General features: G+C 61.5%; 21 protein-coding genes. 14 read left to right on the forward strand and 7 right to left on the reverse strand.

The window, feature by feature from the left end; genetic code table 11:
- The first annotated feature begins 21 nt into the window (after positions 1-21).
- The 4 genes from AC3WWH_RS22365 to AC3WWH_RS22380 all read left to right on the forward strand — a co-directional run bounded on the left by AC3WWH_RS22365 (position 22) and on the right by AC3WWH_RS22380 (position 4,135).
- Complete coding sequence (locus AC3WWH_RS22365) at positions 22-1,149, forward strand: ABC transporter permease (protein WP_082641105.1); 1,128 nt, start codon at positions 22-24, stop codon at positions 1,147-1,149.
- 22 nt (positions 1,150-1,171) lie between these two features.
- Positions 1,172-1,981, forward strand: coding sequence for an ABC transporter ATP-binding protein (locus AC3WWH_RS22370; protein ID WP_058324089.1), 810 nt, complete (start codon positions 1,172-1,174; stop codon positions 1,979-1,981).
- An 81-nt stretch (positions 1,982-2,062) separates the two neighbouring features.
- Positions 2,063-3,433, forward strand: a complete 1,371-nt coding sequence (locus AC3WWH_RS22375) for an MlaD family protein (RefSeq protein ID WP_057248888.1) — start codon at positions 2,063-2,065, stop codon at positions 3,431-3,433.
- Positions 3,434-3,520: 87 nt separating this feature from the next.
- Positions 3,521-4,135: an ABC-type transport auxiliary lipoprotein family protein gene (locus AC3WWH_RS22380; protein ID WP_058324090.1), complete on the forward strand. Its 615-nt coding sequence runs from the start codon at positions 3,521-3,523 to the stop codon at positions 4,133-4,135.
- Positions 4,136-4,141: 6 nt separating this feature from the next.
- On the opposite strand, the gene AC3WWH_RS22385 is transcribed toward AC3WWH_RS22380, so the two are convergent.
- Positions 4,142-4,414 carry a BON domain-containing protein gene (locus AC3WWH_RS22385; RefSeq protein WP_058324195.1) on the reverse strand — a complete coding sequence of 91 codons (273 nt, stop codon included), beginning with the start codon at positions 4,412-4,414 and terminating at the stop codon, positions 4,142-4,144.
- 153 nt (positions 4,415-4,567) lie between these two features.
- On the opposite strand from AC3WWH_RS22385, the gene AC3WWH_RS22390 reads away from it, so the two are divergent.
- A complete protein-coding gene (locus tag AC3WWH_RS22390) occupies positions 4,568-4,744 on the forward strand; it encodes a hypothetical protein (RefSeq protein ID WP_156433193.1) in 177 nt (58 codons plus the stop codon).
- A gap of 46 nt (positions 4,745-4,790) precedes the next feature.
- On the opposite strand, the gene hemF is transcribed toward AC3WWH_RS22390, so the two are convergent.
- Positions 4,791-5,702, reverse strand: a complete 912-nt coding sequence (gene hemF / locus AC3WWH_RS22395) for an oxygen-dependent coproporphyrinogen oxidase (RefSeq protein ID WP_058324091.1) — start codon at positions 5,700-5,702, stop codon at positions 4,791-4,793.
- A gap of 217 nt (positions 5,703-5,919) precedes the next feature.
- On the opposite strand from hemF, the gene AC3WWH_RS22400 reads away from it, so the two are divergent.
- Positions 5,920-6,180 (forward strand): hypothetical protein, encoded by a 261-nt coding sequence (locus tag AC3WWH_RS22400; RefSeq protein WP_057248891.1) that lies wholly within the window; start codon positions 5,920-5,922, stop codon positions 6,178-6,180.
- Positions 6,181-6,195: 15 nt separating this feature from the next.
- Here AC3WWH_RS22400 and soxR read toward each other — a convergent pair whose 3' ends face one another.
- Positions 6,196-6,666, reverse strand: coding sequence for a redox-sensitive transcriptional activator SoxR (soxR, locus tag AC3WWH_RS22405; protein WP_058328278.1), 471 nt, complete (start codon positions 6,664-6,666; stop codon positions 6,196-6,198).
- A gap of 76 nt (positions 6,667-6,742) precedes the next feature.
- Here soxR and AC3WWH_RS22410 point away from each other — a divergent pair, with 76 nt between their 5' ends.
- The gene (locus tag AC3WWH_RS22410) at positions 6,743-7,318 is read left to right on the forward strand and encodes an NADPH-dependent FMN reductase (protein WP_058324092.1); all 576 of its coding nucleotides are present in this window, start codon (positions 6,743-6,745) and stop codon (positions 7,316-7,318) included.
- A gap of 80 nt (positions 7,319-7,398) precedes the next feature.
- Here AC3WWH_RS22410 and AC3WWH_RS22415 read toward each other — a convergent pair whose 3' ends face one another.
- Both AC3WWH_RS22415 and AC3WWH_RS22420 read right to left on the reverse strand, forming a co-directional pair.
- Entirely contained in the window at positions 7,399-7,860 is a 462-nt protein-coding gene (locus AC3WWH_RS22415) for a tRNA (cytidine(34)-2'-O)-methyltransferase (protein ID WP_057248894.1), read from the reverse strand.
- A gap of 6 nt (positions 7,861-7,866) precedes the next feature.
- The gene (locus AC3WWH_RS22420) at positions 7,867-8,439 is read right to left on the reverse strand and encodes a GNAT family N-acetyltransferase (RefSeq protein WP_058324093.1); all 573 of its coding nucleotides are present in this window, start codon (positions 8,437-8,439) and stop codon (positions 7,867-7,869) included.
- On the opposite strand from AC3WWH_RS22420, the gene AC3WWH_RS22425 reads away from it, so the two are divergent.
- From AC3WWH_RS22425 to AC3WWH_RS22450, 6 genes are all read left to right on the forward strand, one after another.
- Positions 8,427-8,867 (forward strand): hypothetical protein, encoded by a 441-nt coding sequence (locus AC3WWH_RS22425; protein WP_492377281.1) that lies wholly within the window; start codon positions 8,427-8,429, stop codon positions 8,865-8,867. The two genes, AC3WWH_RS22420 and AC3WWH_RS22425, sit on opposite strands and share 13 nt — an antisense overlap.
- The gene (locus AC3WWH_RS22430; protein ID WP_057248896.1) at positions 8,851-10,704 is read left to right on the forward strand and encodes an ABC transporter ATP-binding protein; all 1,854 of its coding nucleotides are present in this window, start codon (positions 8,851-8,853) and stop codon (positions 10,702-10,704) included. The genes AC3WWH_RS22425 and AC3WWH_RS22430 overlap by 17 nt, the downstream gene beginning before the upstream one ends.
- 120 nt (positions 10,705-10,824) lie before the next feature.
- Positions 10,825-12,690 (forward strand): ABC transporter ATP-binding protein, encoded by a 1,866-nt coding sequence (locus AC3WWH_RS22435; RefSeq protein ID WP_058324094.1) that lies wholly within the window; start codon positions 10,825-10,827, stop codon positions 12,688-12,690.
- Positions 12,691-13,059: 369 nt separating this feature from the next.
- A complete protein-coding gene (gene petA, locus AC3WWH_RS22440) occupies positions 13,060-13,638 on the forward strand; it encodes a ubiquinol-cytochrome c reductase iron-sulfur subunit (RefSeq protein ID WP_057248898.1) in 579 nt (192 codons plus the stop codon).
- A 14-nt stretch (positions 13,639-13,652) separates the two neighbouring features.
- Positions 13,653-14,933, forward strand: a complete 1,281-nt coding sequence (locus AC3WWH_RS22445; RefSeq protein ID WP_058324095.1) for a cytochrome b — start codon at positions 13,653-13,655, stop codon at positions 14,931-14,933.
- A gap of 32 nt (positions 14,934-14,965) precedes the next feature.
- Complete coding sequence (locus AC3WWH_RS22450; protein ID WP_057248900.1) at positions 14,966-15,835, forward strand: cytochrome c1; 870 nt, start codon at positions 14,966-14,968, stop codon at positions 15,833-15,835.
- 167 nt (positions 15,836-16,002) lie between these two features.
- Here AC3WWH_RS22450 and AC3WWH_RS22455 read toward each other — a convergent pair whose 3' ends face one another.
- Positions 16,003-16,545, reverse strand: a complete 543-nt coding sequence (locus AC3WWH_RS22455) for a GrpB family protein (protein WP_113132892.1) — start codon at positions 16,543-16,545, stop codon at positions 16,003-16,005.
- A 268-nt stretch (positions 16,546-16,813) separates the two neighbouring features.
- On the opposite strand from AC3WWH_RS22455, the gene AC3WWH_RS22460 reads away from it, so the two are divergent.
- A complete protein-coding gene (locus tag AC3WWH_RS22460) occupies positions 16,814-17,746 on the forward strand; it encodes a ribose-phosphate pyrophosphokinase (protein WP_058324097.1) in 933 nt (310 codons plus the stop codon).
- Positions 17,747-17,949: 203 nt separating this feature from the next.
- Here AC3WWH_RS22460 and AC3WWH_RS22465 read toward each other — a convergent pair whose 3' ends face one another.
- A complete protein-coding gene (locus AC3WWH_RS22465; RefSeq protein ID WP_058324098.1) occupies positions 17,950-18,372 on the reverse strand; it encodes a VOC family protein in 423 nt (140 codons plus the stop codon).
- Between the last annotated feature and the right edge of the window lie 171 nt (positions 18,373-18,543).

Here is an 18,543-nt window from a genome sequence, read left to right on the forward strand (position 1 = left end):
GTGTCGCAACCTGCCCGCAAGATGACCGCTGATGTCGCGCTGGCCGAAAGTGGTGGCGAGCGAAGCTATGTCTTCACCGGCGTCTGGCGGCATGAAACAGCCGAGGCGATGGCGGCGAAGCTGGACCAGCTCGCGCGCAAGGGTGACAGCGCCGCTCAGTTCGACCTGTCCGGCGTGACCGCGATGGATACGGCCGGGGCCTGGATCATCCGCCGCTTCGTGACCCGTGTCGTCGGGCCGTCCAGAGATGACGTTCACTTCGCCGACGGCGGGCAGCGTTATGTCGAGCTGATCGACGCCTTGCCGGCAGAACTGCGTTCGCCCGATGAAGGCAAGGAGCGGGTGCCGCTGTTCCAGCGCATATTCGCGCCGGTCGGCGAGGTCATGATCGCGACCTGGGAAGATATCGTCGCTGCCATGTACATTCTTGGCTCTGCGGTGCGCGGCGCCCAGCTGAAGCTTGGGCGGCACAGCGGTGTCTCGCCGGCGGCGATCGTTCATCAGATCGACCGGATGGGCGTGATGGCAGTGCCGATCATCATGCTGATGTCGTTCCTGATCGGTGCGATCATTGCGCAGCAGGGCGCGTTCCAGCTCCGCTACTTCGGTGCGGAAGTCTTCGTCGTCGATCTCGTCGGCATCCTGCAATTGCGTGAAATCGGCGTTCTTCTCACGGCGATCATGATCGCCGGCCGTTCCGGCAGTGCCATCACCGCCGAAATCGGTTCGATGAAGATGCGCGAGGAAGTGGACGCGCTGAAGGTGATGGGGCTGAGCCCGATCGGCGTTCTCGTCTTTCCGCGCCTCGTCGCGCTCACCGTCGCGCTGCCGCTCTTGACGATCATCGCGAACTTCGCGGCCTTGACCGGTGCCGCTCTGGTTGCCTGGGGCTATTCCGGCATCACTATCCCGACCTTCCTCGCCCGTCTGCAGGAAGCGGTCGATTTTTCGTCCGTCGCCGCCGGCATGATCAAGGCGCCGTTCATGGCGCTCATCATTGGCGTGGTCGCAGCCGTCGAAGGGTTGAAGGTCGGCGGCAGCGCGGAATCGCTTGGCCGCCACGTGACGTCCTCGGTGGTCAAGTCGATCTTCGTCGTGATCCTGATCGACGGGCTCTTCGCCATGTTCTACGCGTCGATCGATTTTTGAGGCGGAGAACAGCGTGAACCCATTGGAAAAACAGCACGATGCGTACCAGGCGACCGAGGCGAACGGGCGGGAGTCCGTTCTTTCCGTCCGTGACCTGACGGTGGGCTTCGGCTCCAACATCGTGCTCGACAAGCTGAACCTCGAAATCTACCGCGGCGAGATCCTTGGTTTCGTCGGCGCTTCCGGCACGGGCAAGTCGGTGCTGATGCGCACTGTGCTGAGGTTGCTGGCGAAGCGTTCCGGCAAGATCGAGATCTTGGGCGCCGACTACGACAAGATCACTGAAGCCGAGCGCATCGCGCTCGACATGCGCCTTGGCGTTCTCTTCCAGCATGGCGCGCTCTTTTCGGCGCTGACGGTGCGCGAGAACATCCAGGTGCCGATGCGGGAATATCTCGATCTGCCGCAGAGCCTGATGGACGAACTGGCGCGGGTGAAGATCGAGCTGGTCGGCCTGGAGCCGGAGGCGGCGGAAAAATACCCGTCGGAGCTTTCGGGTGGCATGATCAAGCGCGCGGCTCTCGCACGCGCACTGGCGCTCGATCCCGACCTGGTCTTCCTGGACGAGCCGACCTCGGGCCTCGACCCGATCGGGGCTGCCGAGTTCGACGAGTTGATTGCCAAGCTGCGCGACACGCTGGGATTGACCGTGTATATGGTGACTCACGACCTCGACAGCCTGTTTTCCGTCTGTGACCGCATCGCGGTTCTCGGCAAGAAGAAGGTTCTGGTCGAGGGGACCGTGGAGGACATGCTGGCCTGCGACGACCCCTGGGTGCAGTCCTATTTCAGGGGCAAGCGGGCACGTTCGATCGTGCGGAACGATCAATGATTTCGAGAAGGCGGTTTTGACGCTCACGTGTCGAGATCGGAGCAAGAGCCGGTGAAGCGGCCACGAAGGTAGTCGGTACGAATGGAAACGAAAGCGAACTACGCCATTGTCGGTTTCTTCACGGTGTTCGTGATCGCGGCCGCATTCGGCTTCGTCTACTGGATGTCGCAATACGGCCGCAGCGGCGAGATGGTCGAGCTGGTGGTCAATATTCCGGGTTCCGCCAACGGTCTTTCCGTCGGTTCGCCGGTGCGCTTCAACGGTATTCCCGTCGGCACGGTGCGCAATCTTGCGATCGACGCCAATGACCCGCGCTATTCGATTGCGGTCACCGAGGTTTCGATCGATGCGCCGGTACTGAAATCGACCAAGGCGACGCTGGAAGTGCAGGGCCTGACGGGCGCCGCCTATATCGAGCTCAGCGGCGGCCGCAAGGGCGACGAGAACATCCTGAGATCCGCGATCGAAAATGGCACACAGGCGCGCATCCTTGCGGATCAGTCGAGCGTTACCAGCCTGCTGGCGACTGCCGACCAGATCATGGACCGGGCCAACGACGCGATCACCGACATCCAGGGTTTTGTGACCGACGTGCGCGGCCCGCTGACGAAAACGATCGGCAATGCCGAAACGTTCTCCACGGCGCTTGCCAACAATTCCGGCGCGATCGACGATTTCCTCAGGAGCGTGACGGAGCTTTCCGGTTCGGTCAGCGCAGCCTCCAAGAAACTCGATTCGACCCTGGAGGCTGCCGAGACCCTGGTAAAGTCGGTGGATCCGAAGAAGATCGACCACATCGTTTCGAATGTCGAGCAGATCAGCAACGACCTGAAGGCGGCTTCGGGCGGAGTGACGGAGACGCTTGCTGCGCTGCGTCGAACGGTCGAGACCTATGATCAGTTCGGCAAGAACGCCCAGAAGACGCTGGAGCGGGTCGATACGCTTGTGGCCTCGGTGGACAAGGAGAAGGTCGAGCTCGTCGTCAACGACATCACAGCGGCGACCGCAGACGCCCGGAAGACGGTCGCCAACATTTCCGCATTTGCCGAAAAGATCACGGCGCGGCAGCAGGATATCGACCGTACCATCACCGATGTCACCCAGTTGGCGAGCAAGTTGAACGCCTCTGCCAACCGGGTCGACAGCATTCTCGTCAAGGTCGATGGTTTCCTTGGTGATGCGGATGCGCCTTCGCTTTCGGCTGACGCCCGCGCGACGCTCGCGTCATTCCGCAAGATGGCCGACAATCTCAATGCGCAGATCGGCCCGATCGCCGACAACCTCAAGCGCTTCTCGGGCTCGGGCCTGCGCGACGTCGAAGCACTCGTCACCGATACGCGGCGTACGGTCCAGAGCCTGGAGAACACCATCTCCACATTCGACAAGAACCCGCAGCGTCTTCTCTTTGGCGGCGAGACGGTGAAGCAATATGATGGTCGCACCCGGCGCTGAGTCGGGGCGGCAGGACCGGTGTGGGGCCAAGCGGTGTGCTTTCGATCAAGGGCGCGCCAAGGTGTGTGGGACAAGGGTATTGGCAGTATGAGTTTTCCGGGGCTGGTGGGTGTGCGAGTAGCAGGAGCATGGCGCTCCGCCCTGATTTTCGTGCTGGCAGCCGGACTTGCCGGCTGCGGTACGAAAGCCGTCAACGACACGTACAGCCTTTCGGCTACACCTCTCGTTGAAGGACGGGCATCGACCGGCAAACAAATCCTGGTGCCCGAGCCGACGGCGCTGAAGGCGCTCGACAGCGACCAGGTCGTCATCCGCCTGTCCGGTTCCGAGCTGCAATTTCTCTCCAAGGCACAATGGAGCGACCGCCTGCCGAAGCTGGTGCAATCGAAGCTCGTGCAGGCCTTCGAAGACACCGGCAAGATCGGCGGCGTCGGCAAGCCGGGCCAGGGCCTTGCGATCGACTACCAGCTCATCACCGAAATCCGCGCCTTCGAGATCTCGACGGAAGGTGCAGATACGGCCGTTGTCGAAATCTTCGCGAAAATCCTCAACGACCGCAATGGCACGGTGCGGGTGCAAAAGGCGTTTCGCGCCACGGCCAGCGTGAAGGGTGCGGGCAACCCGGCCTTCATCAAGGCGATGGACCAGGCCTTTGCCAGCGTTTCCGCCGAGATCGTCAGCTGGACGCTGGGCTCTATCTGACGCCTTCTATTTTGCGCCGGCTATTTCGATCCGGTTGACCACTTCCGCGACGCCTTGCATGTGCCTTGCTGCCTCTTCGGCGCGGGCAACTTCGGCCGCGGTCGCGACGAAGCCGGCAAGGATGATCGTGTTGCCCTTGGCAGTCACCGTGAGATCGGCGGCATCGAGGCCGGGGGCTACCGCCAGAAAATGGGCAACGCGGCGCTCGAGCTCGGCCGGGTGATCCGCGGCCTGCCGCTCCGGCTCGTCGCCGTAGAATGTTCGCTTCTTGAAAATCATGGCATCCACCTCGCTCAACGCAGAGGAAACGTTGGATGCCACGCTTTGTTCGCCTGTTTCATTCGAAACAGCGGGAAATCCTCAGTCGTGCCATGTGTCTCCTCAAGCGACGGGATCTGTCGCGGTCACGATCAGCATGCAGGGGACATATCGATGCGCGGCTCTTTTTTCGCCATGGCTCTGGCGATAGCGATGGCACTTGCCTTCGGCATACCGGCGCAGGCCGGGAACTACAGCTATGGCTACAGGCAGAGCTGCGTCGTCAAAACCGTCAAGACCTACGGCGCCTATGGCCGGGTCATCCCTAAGAAGGTGCGGATCTGCAGTTGAGGTGGCGAGAGCGTTCTTGCCTGGCGAAACGCTCTCTGTGCTTGTCTTAGGGCCAGCGCACCACCGGGGGCAGCGACGACAGGATCGACTCCACGTTGCCGCCGGTCTTCAGGCCGAAGATCGTGCCGCGGTCATAGAGCAGGTTGAACTCGACGTAGCGACCGCGCCGCACGAGCTGCTCATCCCGGTCTTCCTCGGTCCAGGGCATGTTGAAGTTGGTGCGGACGATCTTCGGGTAGACGAGGGCAAAGGCCTTGCCCACGTCGCGGGTGAAGGCGAAGTCCGCATCCCAGCCACCCTGTTCCTCCGACGAGCGCAGCCAGTCGTAGAAGATGCCGCCGGTGCCACGCGGCTCGTTGCGGTGCGGCAGGAAGAAGTAGTCATCGCACCACGTCTTGAACTTGGCGTGGTCGGCGACCGCATGGCGGCTGCAGGTGATTTCCATAGCGCGATGGAAGAGCTGCGTGTCCGCATCGGTCATGACGCGACGACGATCGAGCACCGGCGTCAGATCGGCGCCGCCGCCGAACCAGTTGCTCGTCGTCACCACCATGCGGGTGTTCATATGCACGGCGGGCACGTTGGGGTTCACGGGGTGGGCAATCAACGAAATGCCGGAGGCCCAGAAGCGCGGATCCTCGGCAGCACCCGGAATCTGGCCGCGGAATTCAGGCGAGAATTCACCAAAGACGGTCGAGGTGTGGACGCCCACCTTTTCGAAGACGCGGCCTTCCATCATCGACATGCGGCCACCGCCGCCCTTGCCATCGTCGCGGCTCCAATCCTTGGCGACGAACCGCCCTGGCGCGCGATCGGAGAGGGGACCCGTCAGTTCATCCTCGATGCCTTCAAAGGCAGCGCAGATGGTGTCGCGCAGCCCTTCGAACCACGCACGCGCCTCGGCCTTCTTCACTTCGATATCTGCGGGGAGGCCCGGGGGGAGCTGCGGTCGTTCCATGGAAAGTTGCGTCCTGTTGGCGGGTTTCCCGATGAAATGCCGCCGATTCGATTGAAGTCGCCACAGTTCACACTTTCGCGCCGATGGCAACGCCGGTCCAGCACCTCGGGGCGGTCTGTCGCACCAGAGCGCTGATGGGCAGCGCGAGCCTGCCGCAGAACAATCCTCTGGCAAAGCTCAAGCGCCGTCACTATCTTAGTTATCAGAGGTATAGCCCATGGCAAGAATACCTGCAGGCCCGCCGCTCGATGGATTGCGGCGGCAGATCGCCCGGCATCGCCGGGACAAACCGACACGAGGCGATGGCCTTTTCGTGCGGGAAACCTTTCGGCTCGATCGCAGTGCCGCCCGCGCGAAGGCACGGGAATGGTTCGACACCTGGCCGAAGGCCGCCTACTGGACCGAGGTCGAAAGCTGGCGGCAGCTCGATGGCGACGAGATCGAATTCACCATGCGCCGCCTGCCGAGTGCGGATTGACCCATTTCACTGCCCTCACGGGTGGCCATCGTCATCCATGAGCCGCGGTCCGGCGCCTTCCATCGACAGCACGTCGTGCGGGTTGCGCAGCGGACATTCACGCAGCGACAGGCAGCCGCAGCCGATACAGCCCGTCAGGTGATCGCGCAAAGCCATCAGGTTGGCGATGCGTTCGTTCAGCTGTTCGCGCCAATTTTCGGACAATCTGCCCCAATCTTCGACCGTAAGCGGACGATCGTCCGGAAGGACAGACAAAGCGTCCTGGATCTCCGACAGAGGGATGCCGGTGCGCTGGGCCACCTTGATGACGGCGACCCGTCGCAGCACGCTGCGCGGATAACGGCGCTGGTTGCCGCGGGTGCGGTTGCTGCGGATCAGCCCCTTGGCCTCGTAGAAGTGCAGGGTGGAGACGGCGACGCCGCTTCGCTCCGCCACTTCGCCGACCGTCAGTTCGCGGCGCAATTCGCTGCTTTTCACAATTGTCATGATGGCTATTGACCTCAACTATTGTTGAGGTTCTATAGCATTGGCTCCATAACGTCGACAACAGGAGCTTGATCCCATGACTGAGAAAATGACCCTTGCCGTGATCTATGGCAGTGCGCGCCAGGGTCGCTTCTGCGATACGGTCGCCAACTGGCTGATCCGGGAACTTTCGGCTTCTGATGTGTTCACCCTGACGGTCATCGATCCGGCGCGGCTGAGGACGTCACGTGGGCTGGGCGCTGCGGTCAATCCGGGCGAGTGGCTCGAGCGCAAGATCGCCGAGGCCGACGCCTTCATCATCGTCACGCCCGAATACAATCACGGCTATCCGGCGGCGCTCAAGGAACTGATCGATTCGGTCTACGAGCCCTGGCACGCAAAGCCTGTCTCCTTCGTCTCCTATGGCGGCGCCTCGGGCGGAATCCGGGCCGTCGAGCAATTGCGCCAGGTGTTCGGGGAGCTGCATACGGTGACGCTGCGCGATGGCATCACTTTCCCCAAGGCGTGGTCGAAGTTCGACGCTGCCGGCAACCTCTACAAGCCCGAGGAATTGCGTGCGCCGCTGTTCGTGATGATCGACCGGCTGACCTGGTGGGCACGTGTTCTGAAACAGGCGCGCAAGAGCGCACCCTACAACGAGGTGGCGGCGTAACGCGCCGACCACTGACGGTGGCCGGTTCGGCTTGCAGCGCCCCTCGATCGACAGCCAAGGAGGTAGCAATGTTTACACTGTCAGGCTGGAGAAACCTGCCGGATCGCTTCGCCGGCGATCATTGCGGCGGAGATTGCGATGTTCAGCGAGCGCTGGCCCTCCGCCATTGGAATGAGGATTCGGCCGTCGGCACGCTCGTGCACGTGGTCGGGCACGCCGGCGCTCTCCCGTCCGAAGAGCAGGATGTCGTCGGGGCGAAACTCGTAGCGCGTATAGGGCAGGGCAGCCTTGGTAGATGCGAGCACCAGTCGGCGTCCGCTCGCCGCTCGCCACTCTTCGAAGCGCTCCCAGTTGACATGGCGGGTGAGCGCCACCGAGGCGATATAGTCCATGCCGGCGCGCTTCAGGTTGCGGTCGGAGAGGTCGAAGCCAGCCGGTTCGATCACGTCGACGCAAAGCCCGAGGCAGGCGGCAAGGCGCAGGATCGTGCCGGTATTGCCGGGAATGTCGGGCTGGTAGAGGGCGATGCGCAGATTGCTCACGTCAGGTCACTCGTTTCCGGTAGCATCACGCCGCGCGTCAAATTCCGCGGCCCGGATGCCCATCATGATGTCGTCATGCCACTCGCCGTCGATCAGAGCCGACTCACGTTCGCGGCCCTCGATGGAGAAGCCGGACTTGCGATAGGCGGCAATCGCCCGCTCATTGAAGGCGAGAACCCTGAGCGACACCCGATGAAGGGCAAGTTCATCGAAGGCATAGGCCAATACCCGCTTGGTGACCGCCGTGCCAAGCCCCTTGCCGAGGCGTTCCGGATCGAAAATGCCGATGGCGAAGCTCGCACGCCGATCGACGTGATTGAGATTGTCGAGCCTCACTTCGCCGGTGAGGCCGTCCTGATCGATGATCCAGGCCGCCGGGTGTCCGGCAATCCGCGCAACCCAGGCGGCTGCCTCTCCGTAACTGAAGAGGCCGGGAAAGGACCGGCCCGCACCGAACATTCGGTAGATTTCCGGATGGCGGCCGAGCCTCAGGCGCGCATCCACATCACCGTCGCGGGGGCGGCGAAGGACGAAACCGACACCTTGAAGATCAGGAGGCGTATCCGATGAAGCATTCATCCGTGTTCTCCGCTGCGAAAAACTCGGCGCTGCTTGCTTTTGCGGTCGCTGATATTGCCGGCGCTAATCTGTGCCGAAACGGCAACAGATACCCGAACGGTGAAAAAATGTGCAAGAAACAGCCTGCGACAATCTGGCATGCCGGCGCGAATAAGGGTAGAGATCGAACCTCTCCAACGCGAACCGACGGAGGCAAACATGAATGTATTGATGTTGACACGCCTTCCTGGAGTAGTGGGCCACCGTTTGGCCTGACCGGTTCCGCGACCTATCTTTTAAAAGAGATCGACGCGCTTCCGGGACTCCGGAAGACGAAGCCCTCTTTCGGGCTGCATTTCCGGACTGACCTTTTCATCATAAGAATGCGGGGAAACCCCGCTTTCCTTCAAAATACTCTGAAGGAGCAATGCAATGTTCGGCTGGTTTGAATCCCGCCTCAATCCCTATCCGGCGGAGGAGCCGACGCTCCCGCCGAAAAGCCTTTTCGGCTTCTGCTGGCATTATTCCAAGCCGGCCGTGCCGTGGCTGCTCATCATGTCCGTCTGCACGATGCTGATCGCCGTCGGCGAAGTGGCGCTGTTCCAGTTCCTCGGCAACATGGTCGACTGGCTGTCGAGCGCCAACCGCGACACGTTCCTGGAAGCCGAGGGCGGCAGGCTCTTCTGGATGGGCGCGCTCGTCCTCATCGGCCTGCCTGGCCTGGTGGCGATCGACTCGCTGATCATGCACCAGGTGCTGCTCGGCAACTATCCGATGATCGCCCGCTGGCAGATGCACCGCTACCTGCTGCGTCAGAGCATGACCTTCTTTGCCAACGAGTTCGCTGGACGCGTGGCGACGAAGGTGATGCAGACGTCGCTTGCGGTGCGCGAAACGGTGATGAAGATCCTCGACGTCTTCGTCTATGTCGTCAGCTACTTCGTCACCATGCTCGCGGTCGTGGCGACAGCCGACTGGCGCCTCGTTATCCCGCTCACCATCTGGCTCGCGATCTACATCTGCATCGTCAGCTATTTCGTGCCGCGCCTGCAGAAGATCTCCAAGGAGCAGGCCGACGCGCGCTCGATGATGACGGGCCGGATCGTCGACAGCTACACCAATATCGGCACGGTCAAGCTGTTCTCCCATGCCGGCCGCGAGGAAGGCTATGCGCGTGACGGCATGGACGGTTTCCTCGACACCGTACATCGCCAGATGCGCAAGGTGACGCTGTTCCACATCCTCGTTTATGCCAACAACAGCATCGCACTCTTTGCCATCGCCACGCTTGGCATCCATCTCTGGCTGACGAGTGCCATCTCGGTCGGCGCGATCGCGATTGCGGTCGGTCTGGCGATGCGCATCAACGGCATGTCGCAGTGGATCATGTGGGAAGTCTCGGCGCTCTTCGAGAACATCGGTACGGTCTATGACGGCATCGGCATGATGACAAAGGCACACGATATCGTCGATGAACCGGATGCCAAGGCGCTGAAGGCGGACAAGGGGGCGATTGCCTTCGACAACATCCGCTTCCACTACGGCAAGGCCAAGGGCGTCATCGATCACCTGTCGCTCGACATCAAGCCGGGCGAGAAGATCGGTCTCGTTGGTCGCTCAGGCGCCGGCAAGACGACGCTGATGAACCTGCTGTTGCGCTTCTACGATCTCGAGGACGGCGCAATTCGGATCGACGGCAAGGATATCTCCACCGTCACGCAGGACAGCCTGCGCGCCCAAATCGGCGTCGTCACGCAGGACACCTCGCTACTGCACCGCTCCATTCGCGATAATATCGCCTATGGACATCCGGAGGCGGACGACGAGGCGATCATTACCGCGGCGAAGAAGGCGAACGCCTGGGACTTCATCCAGGGGCTCGAGGACAACCAGGGCCGCAAGGCGCTGGACGCCCAGGTCGGAGAACGTGGCGTCAAGCTTTCCGGCGGCCAGCGGCAGCGCGTCGCGATCGCGCGCGTTTTCCTCAAGGACGCGCCGATCCTGATCCTCGACGAGGCGACCTCGGCGCTCGATTCCGAAGTCGAAGCGGCGATCCAGGAAAACCTCTTCGCGCTGATGTCCGGCAAGACGGTGATCGCGATCGCCCACCGCCTGTCGACGCTGACGGAGATGGACCGGCTGGTGATCCTCGAAGCGGGCCGGATCGTCGAGACCGGCTCGCACGGCGAACTCGTCGCCAAGGGCGGCCTTTATGCCGACCTCTGGTCGCGCCAGTCCGGCGGTTTCATCGCCGACGACGTCGAGAAGGAAGAGGCGGCGGAGTAAGATGCCGTCGGCCCGCCGTTCGAAAGAGCGGCGGGCCGCTCTCTTAGACGTTACGCATTTGTAACCCGCAATCGGACGGAAACCGATTGCTGTTCCCGCCGAACCGCCTATATCGGAACCATGCTCAGCGCCATCGTCCGCCTCTTCGAGAACTGGATCAAGCCGTTCGCGCCGCGCGAGCGTCTGCAGCCGCCCAAATCGCTCTGGGGCTTCGCCTGGTTCTACGCCAGACAGGCGAAGGGACCGTTCATCGCGATGGCCGTGCTCGGCGGTCTCGTCGCCATGCTTGAGGCCGGGCTGTTCTATTTCGTCGGGCGGCTGGTCGACGTTCTTGACACGGTCAAGCCGGAAGCCGGCTGGAGCGGGCTCATCGCCGCGAACGGGCCCGAACTTTTGTTCATGCTGCTGACGGTGATGGTGTTCCGCTTTATTGCGGTGTCGCTGGCGGCGCTCGTGGAAGAGCAATCGATCATCACCGGCTTTCTCAATCTGGTGCGCTGGCAGTCCTATGTGCATGTGGCCCGACAGTCGCTGACCTTCTTCCAGAACGATTTCTCCGGCCGCATCGTCACCAAGGTCTGGGCAGGCGCCCAGGCGACGAGCGATCTGATCGTCTCGCTGCTGCAGGTCGTCTGGTTCATCGTCATCTACACCGCCTCGACCATGGCGCTGGTGGCGCAACTCGACTGGCGTCTGGCGGCGATGGTCGCCTTCTGGATCGTCGTCTTCCTGGCGCTCGCGCGCTACTTCGTTCCGCGCATCCGCAAGCATGCCCGCGATACGGCCGAAATGGCCTCGATGCTGAATGGCCGCATGGTCGATGCCTATTCCAATATCCAGACGCTGAAGCTCTTCGGTCGCGACGACGAGAACGACCGCTATATCCGCTCCGGTTTCGATCGGTTCCAGCACGCGGTCATTCCGTTCACGCGGCTTCTGACGGCGGTGCGCGCTTCGCTGGCGCTGCTTTCCGGCATGATGATCACGGCCATCGCCATCTATGCGATCCATCTCTGGCTCGGCGGCGCGATCAGTTCCGGCGCCGTCGCCTTCACGCTGGCGCTGGTGCTCCGGCTCAACATGCTGCTCGGCCGCATGATGACCCAGTTCAATTCGATCATGCGCAACATCGGCACGATCCAGAACTCGGCCGAACTCGTGTCGCAGCCGATTGGTCTGGTCGACCGGCCCGATGCCGCAGAGCTCGCCGTCAGCCAGCCGGAAATCCGCTTCGAACACGTCCGTTTCCACTACGGCAAGGGCGAGCGCGTCATCGACGATTTTTCGCTGATCGTTCGCCCGGGTGAGAAGGTGGGTATCGTCGGCCGTTCCGGCGCCGGCAAGTCGACGCTCGTCAATCTGCTGCTGCGCTTCTATGACCTCGAGGGCGGCCGGATCCGTATCGACGGGCAGGATATCGCAGCGGTCACGCAGGAGTCACTGCGCGCCCAGGTCGGCATGGTCAGCCAGGATACTTCGCTGCTGCATCGCTCGATCCGCGACAACATCCTCTTCGGCCGGCCGGATGCGAGCGAGGAGCAACAGATTGCCGCCGCGCGCAAGGCCGAAGCCTACGACTTCATTCTCGGCCTGCAGGACCAGCGCGGCCGCAAGGGGTTCGATGCCCATGTCGGCGAGCGCGGCGTCAAGCTTTCGGGCGGTCAGCGCCAGCGCATCGCCATTGCCCGGGTGATGCTGAAGGATGCGCCGATCCTCGTGCTCGACGAGGCGACCTCGGCGCTCGATTCTGAGGTCGAAGCGGCGATCCAGTCCAATCTCGACCGCCTGATGCAGGGCAAGACGGTGCTGGCGATCGCGCACCGGCTGTCGACGATCGCGGCGCTCGACCGGCTCGTGGTGATGGACAAGGGGCGGATCGTCGAAGAGGGAACCCATGCGGAACTCGTTGCCCGCGGCGGACTTTACGCCGGGCTCTGGTCGCGTCAGTCGGGTGGATTTCTCGCCCGCGAGGAAGCGGCGGAGTAGGGCGGTTCAAGACCGCTTCAACGCCCGCTCGGCCGGCCCGAATTCAGCCTAACTGGCGACCGTCAAGTCCTTGTGCCGATTGGCCGCGCTTTTCCCCGCGACAATCTGCCCACATCCCCTTGTCAAGGCTGGACATAATTTGCGATCAAGCATAGAACGCGCCGGATTGACGGGGAATCTGTGTGCCGTGGGTGCGCAGAATTTTTTCGGATTCTGGTGCCGATGTCGTGTTTGCAGGCGCAAAACGGCGGGGGCGTTAGCACTATGAATAGGGCGTGGTTCCTTGACCTGGATCAAACCGCAAGGGGCAGGAATTTCGCCGGGGGCGGATGCGGTTTCCGCAACATTGCGTGAGAGGATGGTTTAGCCGTGAGCGAACACGACACTTCAAGCGAGGCCTTGGGCGAGCCCACTCGCCGCGATTTCCTTTATCTGGCTACCGGTATGGCAGGCGTCGTCGGCGCCGGTGCTGTCGCTTGGCCGTTCATCGACCAGATGCGTCCGGATGCATCGACGCTCGCGCTCGCCTCGATCGAGGTTGATGTTTCGAGCCTGCAGCCCGGCATGTCGCTGACGGCGAAATGGCGCGGCAAGCCGATCTTCATCCGCAACCGTACTGAGAAGGAAGTCGAAGAGGCAAAGGCCGTCAAGCTCGACGACCTGAAGGATCCGGTTGCGCGCAATGCCAACCTTCCGGCCGACGCATCGGCAAGCGACGTCGATCGCTCTGCCGGCGAAGGCAAGGAAAACTGGATCGTCATGATCGGTTCCTGCACCCATCTCGGCTGCGTGCCGCTTGGTCAGGCCGGTGACTTCGGTGGCTGGTTCTGTCCCTGCCACGGTTCGCACTACGATACGGCCGGCCGCATCCGTAAGGGTCCGGCGCCGGAGAACCTTCACGTGCCGACCTTCACGTTCGTTTCCGACACAGTTATCAAGATCGGTTGAGGGGACTACTGATAATGAGTGCTGAACATTCAACCTACACGCCGACGACTGGCATTGAGAAATGGGTTGATTCCCGTCTGCCGTTGCCGCGTATGATTCACGACAGCTTCATCACCTATCCGGTTCCGCGGAACCTGAACTACGCATACACCTTCGGTGCCATGCTTTCGGTGATGCTGGTCGTCCAGATCCTCACCGGTATCGTTCTGGCGATGCACTACGCCGCCGAAACGACCGTTGCGTTCAACTCGGTCGAAAAGATCATGCGCGACGTCAACCAGGGTTGGTTGCTGCGCTACATGCACGCCAACGGCGCATCCTTCTTCTTCATCGCCGTTTACCTGCACATCGCCCGTGGTCTCTACTACGGTTCCTACAAGGCTCCGCGCGAAATCCTCTGGATCCTCGGCGTGGTCATCTACCTGCTGATGATGGCGACCGGCTTCATGGGCTACGTTCTGCCCTGGGGTCAGATGTCCTTCTGGGGCGCGACCGTTATCACCGGCTTCTTCACCGCCTTCCCGTTGGTGGGTGAGTGGATCCAGCAGTTCCTGCTTGGCGGCTTTGCCGTTGACCAGCCGACGCTGAACCGCTTCTTCTCGCTGCACTACCTGCTGCCCTTCATGATCGCCGGCGTTGTCGTGCTGCACATCTGGGCGCTGCACGTCGTCGGCCAGACCAACCCGACCGGCGTTGAAGTGAAGTCCAAGACCGATACCGTTGCCTTCACGCCCTATGCGACGCTGAAGGATGCGCTCGGCGTCTCCGTCTTCCTGCTCGTCTATGCTTGGTTCGTCTTCTACATGCCGAACTTCCTCGGCCACCCGGACAACTACATCCCGGCTGACGCGCTGAAGACGCCTGCTCACATCGTTCCGGAATGGTACTACCTGCCGTTCTACGCGATGCTGCGCGCCATCACCTTCAACATCGGCCCGATCGACTCCAAACTCGGCGGCGTTCTGGTGATGTTCGGCTCGATCATCGTCCTGTTCTTCCTGCCCTGGCTCGATACGTCCAAGGTCCGTTCGGCCGTCTACCGTCCGTGGTACAAGCTGTTCTTCTGGATCTTCGTCGTCAACGCCATCATGCTCGGCTGGCTCGGCTCGCGCCCTGCAGAAGGCCTCTACGTCGTGATGTCGCAGATCGGCACGCTCTACTACTTCGGCTTCTTCTTCGTCGTCATGCCGGTTCTCGGTCTGATCGAAACGCCGAAGCGCATTCCGAACTCCATCACCGAAGCGGTGCTGGAAAAGCAGAATGCCAAGGCCCAGCCGGCCGCCGCGCGCGCCTGATCAGAACAGCGATTGATAAGGAACCCACAACAATGAAAAAGCTTGTTACAGGCATTCTGTCACTCGCTGTCGTCGCTGGTCTCGGTCTCGGTGCAGCTATCGCCGAAGAGGCGAAGGGCGGCGAGGAGCACGGCGGCGGTACGCCTCACTATCCGATCCACAAGCCGGAACAGCAGGAATGGAGCTTTGCCGGCCCCTTCGGTCATTATGACAAGGGCCAGCTTCAGCGCGGCCTGAAGGTCTACGCCGAAGTCTGTTCGGCCTGCCATTCGATGAACCTGGTGCCCTTCCGTACGCTCGAAGGCCTCGGCTACTCGGAAGCACAGGTGAAGGCGTTTGCGGCGAACTACGAAGTTCAGGACGGCCCGAATGCGGACGGGGAGATGTTCACCCGCAAGGCTCTGCCGTCCGACCACTTCCCGTCGCCTTACGCGAACAAGGAAGCGGCTGCGGCATCGAACAACGGTGCAGCCCCGCCGGACTTCTCGCTGATCGCCAAGGCACGCGGCATCGAACGCGGCTTCCCGCAGTTCGTCTTCGACATGTTCTGGCCCTACCAGGAAGGCGGCCCGGACTACATCCATGCGCTTTTGACCGGCTACCAGGAGCCGCCGCAGGGCGTCGAAGTCGCCGAAGGCACGCATTACAACCCGTACTTCGCGAACGCTGCCGCTCTGGCAATGGCGCAGCCGATCTCGAACGACCAGGTCACCTACGACGACGGCACGCCGCAGACGGTCGACCAGTACGCCAAGGACGTTGCGTCGTTCCTGATGTGGGCGGCCGAGCCGCACCTCGAAGACCGCAAGCGCACCGGCTTCATGGTCATGGTGTTCCTACTGATCTTCACCGGCCTCGTCTACCTTACGAAGAAGTCGGTCTACGCCAACAAGGAACATTGATCGTCGGCCGGCTTAAGCCGGCTCTGATTAAGATCCAAAGAAAAGGCCCCGGTTCGTCCGGGGCCTTTTGTTTTGGAAGTCCGGCCGCGGCGGGATGCAGGCCCTGCAGGGGGCCAGCCGACCTGGCGCTGGCCGCGGAGTGCTCGCGCTCGCTGTGGCGCGTGCGGTCAAGCGTCGGACGGGCCCGGCTGCCAGCCGGTTTGGGCCGCCCAGCGATCTGCACGATGGATAATTGTCCAGAGGTGTTCGGACTTGGCCTCGGTGTAGGCCACTCGATCATTCTGGTATCGCGCCGCCAAGGCGCGCTTGAGTTCTCCATAGGGCGCGTGCTCATGGGCGTGGGCACGCATGTAATCCCGGAACAGCAAGGACCATTGCTCGCTCCAGCTTCCGCGCCCGCGCACATGAACATGCGTACGCTCGTTGCCTGGCGCCTCTCGGAAATAGCGCTTGGTCAGGTCAGCATTCGATGGTCGCCACACGTATCCAATGGCCGTCATCCTCTCCCTCAGGACTTCGACGGATTGCAGATCGGCCACCGAAATTTGAATGTCGATGATCGGCTTTGCCGCCAGACCTCGGATCGCCGTCGAGCCAATGTGGTCGATGCGCATAGCGTGCGCGTCCAACACGCTTCGGATGAGCTTTGCCTTGACGGCGAACTGAGTTGGCCATTCGGGACACCAGGCGCAGATTTCAATCGGTTGCATCGTCTTTGTCGGCGCTGTGTTCATTGGCGTTGAGAGATCATGCTCCTGTCGGGCTCTACGCTGGCGGATTAACCGGCTGGTTTGGAGACGACGGCGTAAATAGGTTCGTCGTCCGCAATCGGCAAGCCGGCCAAGGCCGCGGTCCAACGGAGGCCGATCATCTCGCAAGAATGTACAGCGTCTGGTTGTGATTTCACGCACAAGTCTCTAAATGTGCCCCAAGCTCAAACTTCTGCTCCCGAAGGCTCCTCGAAACAGGATCGCGCTAATGAAGCTGGTGACCGGTAACTCCAACCGCGCCCTTGCCGAAGCCATTGCCAACCACTTAGATCTTTCCCTCACAGATTGTACGGTCAAGCGCTTCGCCGACCAGGAAATCCACGTTCAACTTCATGAAAATGTACGCGGGGAGGACGTCTATGTTCTCCAGTCGACAAGTGCCCCCGCCGACGGCAATCTTATGGAGTTGCTTCTCCTGGCCGATACGCTGCGCCGCTCATCCGCTCGCCGTATCACCGCCGTTATCCCTTACTTCGGCTATGCCCGTCAGGATCGCCGTGCCACTGGCCGTACACCGATCTCGGCGAAGTTGGTAGCCAATATGATTGCCGCTGCAGGCGTCAACCGCGTGATAACGCTCGATCTCCACACCGACCAGATTCAGGGGTTTTTCGATATCCCCACCGATAATCTTTATTCAGCACCCGTGATGACCCGTGACATTGAGCAGCACTACGACATCGAGAACTTAATGGTCGTTTCGCCGGATGTGGGGGGCGTGGCGCGCGCTCGTGCGATCGCCAAGCGCATCGGTACCGATCTTGCGATCGTCGACAAACGTCGACCCCGTGCTGGCGTGTCGGAAGTGATGAACATTATTGGCGATGTTTCCGGGAAAAGATGTCTTCTGGTCGACGACATCGTCGATAGCGGCGGCACGTTGATCAACGCGGCTGAAGCGTTGTTGATATCTGGCGCCAAGGACGTTTCGGCCTATATTACCCATGGCGTTCTTTCCGAAGGTGCCTGCGAACGCATTGGTGCCAGCCAGCTCAAGGAATTGGTCGTGACCGACTCCATTCACGAAACCGAAGAGCAGCGTGAGACCACCAACATCAGACGCATCACCATCGCGCCGTTGATAGGCGAAGCGCTAGCCCGCACGGCGAGAGAGCAAAGCGTTTCAAGCCTTTTCAACTAAGCCGACACAAGCCGCGACGACCCCGCGACTGAGGAACGCCCCTCCACAACGGCATCTTCGAAGGAACGTGGCAGCGGAAGCTAGCAGCAGATTTGCTTCGTGATGATCGCGCAAATGAAATCGACCCCGTCTTGCGACGGGCCGTTGTGTTTTCTAACACCGCCGGCCGCTTTGTTGATCGTAGCGGGCGCCACCCGTGCCTTTCAATCCGCGACAGTCCATTGCGGGTTCCAGGCGATCTCCCAAAGGTGGCCATCGGGATCCTGGAAGTAGCCGGAATAGCCGCCCCAGAAGCGGTCGTGTGGGCGATCGGTGATGGTCGCGCCGGCGTCTTCGGCCTGTTTCATGACCACATCGACCTCCTCCTTTGATTTGACGATGTGCCCGATTGACACTGCACCGAGCCGCGTCTGCGTCGCGGATATTTTTGCGTCTTTGGCAAGTGACGGCGCGGGATAGAGCGCCAGTATCAGGTCGTCGCCCATATGGAAGAAGACCACTGCGCCGTCTTCGAACTCCTGGCCGATAATTCCTTTCGTCGGCAGCTCCATGCCGTCGCGATAGAAGGCCAGAGACTTTTCGAGATCGTTTACCGCGAGCGTGAGGACTTTCAACCGTGGTTTCATGTCCGCCTCCTGATCTGAAAACGGAGAGACGCTGCCGGATGGGCCGCGCTGCTTCCGGTACATTATAGCGGAGGACGCCTGCTTTTTGAGCGGTAGTAATGGCGGTCGGCGCGACGGCCGAGCCCATGCACGAAGGTAGCACCGGTTGGTCTTGGCGGGTTTGCATATGCG

It is taken from the genome of Ensifer sp. EB106-03-01-XG145, assembly GCF_058792075.1.

What these genes read in the sequence shown, in the direction of transcription:
- AC3WWH_RS22365 (WP_082641105.1), top strand. Translation starts at nt 22, where the DNA reads ATGACCGCTGATGTCGCGCTGGCCGAAAGTGGTGGCGAGCGAAGCTAT.
- AC3WWH_RS22375 (WP_057248888.1), top strand. Translation starts at nt 2,063, where the DNA reads ATGGAAACGAAAGCGAACTACGCCATTGTCGGTTTCTTCACGGTGTTC.
- AC3WWH_RS22380 (WP_058324090.1), top strand. Translation starts at nt 3,521, where the DNA reads ATGAGTTTTCCGGGGCTGGTGGGTGTGCGAGTAGCAGGAGCATGGCGC.
- AC3WWH_RS22385 (WP_058324195.1), bottom strand. Translation starts at nt 4,414, where the DNA reads ATGATTTTCAAGAAGCGAACATTCTACGGCGACGAGCCGGAGCGGCAG.
- AC3WWH_RS22390 (WP_156433193.1), top strand. Translation starts at nt 4,568, where the DNA reads ATGCGCGGCTCTTTTTTCGCCATGGCTCTGGCGATAGCGATGGCACTT.
- hemF (WP_058324091.1), bottom strand. Translation starts at nt 5,702, where the DNA reads ATGGAACGACCGCAGCTCCCCCCGGGCCTCCCCGCAGATATCGAAGTG.
- AC3WWH_RS22400 (WP_057248891.1), top strand. Translation starts at nt 5,920, where the DNA reads ATGGCAAGAATACCTGCAGGCCCGCCGCTCGATGGATTGCGGCGGCAG.
- soxR (WP_058328278.1), bottom strand. Translation starts at nt 6,666, where the DNA reads ATGACAATTGTGAAAAGCAGCGAATTGCGCCGCGAACTGACGGTCGGC.
- AC3WWH_RS22410 (WP_058324092.1), top strand. Translation starts at nt 6,743, where the DNA reads ATGACTGAGAAAATGACCCTTGCCGTGATCTATGGCAGTGCGCGCCAG.
- AC3WWH_RS22425 (WP_492377281.1), top strand. Translation starts at nt 8,427, where the DNA reads ATGAAGCATTCATCCGTGTTCTCCGCTGCGAAAAACTCGGCGCTGCTT.
- AC3WWH_RS22420 (WP_058324093.1), bottom strand. Translation starts at nt 8,439, where the DNA reads ATGAATGCTTCATCGGATACGCCTCCTGATCTTCAAGGTGTCGGTTTC.
- AC3WWH_RS22430 (WP_057248896.1), top strand. Translation starts at nt 8,851, where the DNA reads ATGTTCGGCTGGTTTGAATCCCGCCTCAATCCCTATCCGGCGGAGGAG.
- AC3WWH_RS22435 (WP_058324094.1), top strand. Translation starts at nt 10,825, where the DNA reads ATGCTCAGCGCCATCGTCCGCCTCTTCGAGAACTGGATCAAGCCGTTC.
- AC3WWH_RS22445 (WP_058324095.1), top strand. Translation starts at nt 13,653, where the DNA reads ATGAGTGCTGAACATTCAACCTACACGCCGACGACTGGCATTGAGAAA.
- AC3WWH_RS22450 (WP_057248900.1), top strand. Translation starts at nt 14,966, where the DNA reads ATGAAAAAGCTTGTTACAGGCATTCTGTCACTCGCTGTCGTCGCTGGT.
- AC3WWH_RS22455 (WP_113132892.1), bottom strand. Translation starts at nt 16,545, where the DNA reads ATGCAACCGATTGAAATCTGCGCCTGGTGTCCCGAATGGCCAACTCAG.
- AC3WWH_RS22460 (WP_058324097.1), top strand. Translation starts at nt 16,814, where the DNA reads ATGAAGCTGGTGACCGGTAACTCCAACCGCGCCCTTGCCGAAGCCATT.
- AC3WWH_RS22465 (WP_058324098.1), bottom strand. Translation starts at nt 18,372, where the DNA reads ATGAAACCACGGTTGAAAGTCCTCACGCTCGCGGTAAACGATCTCGAA.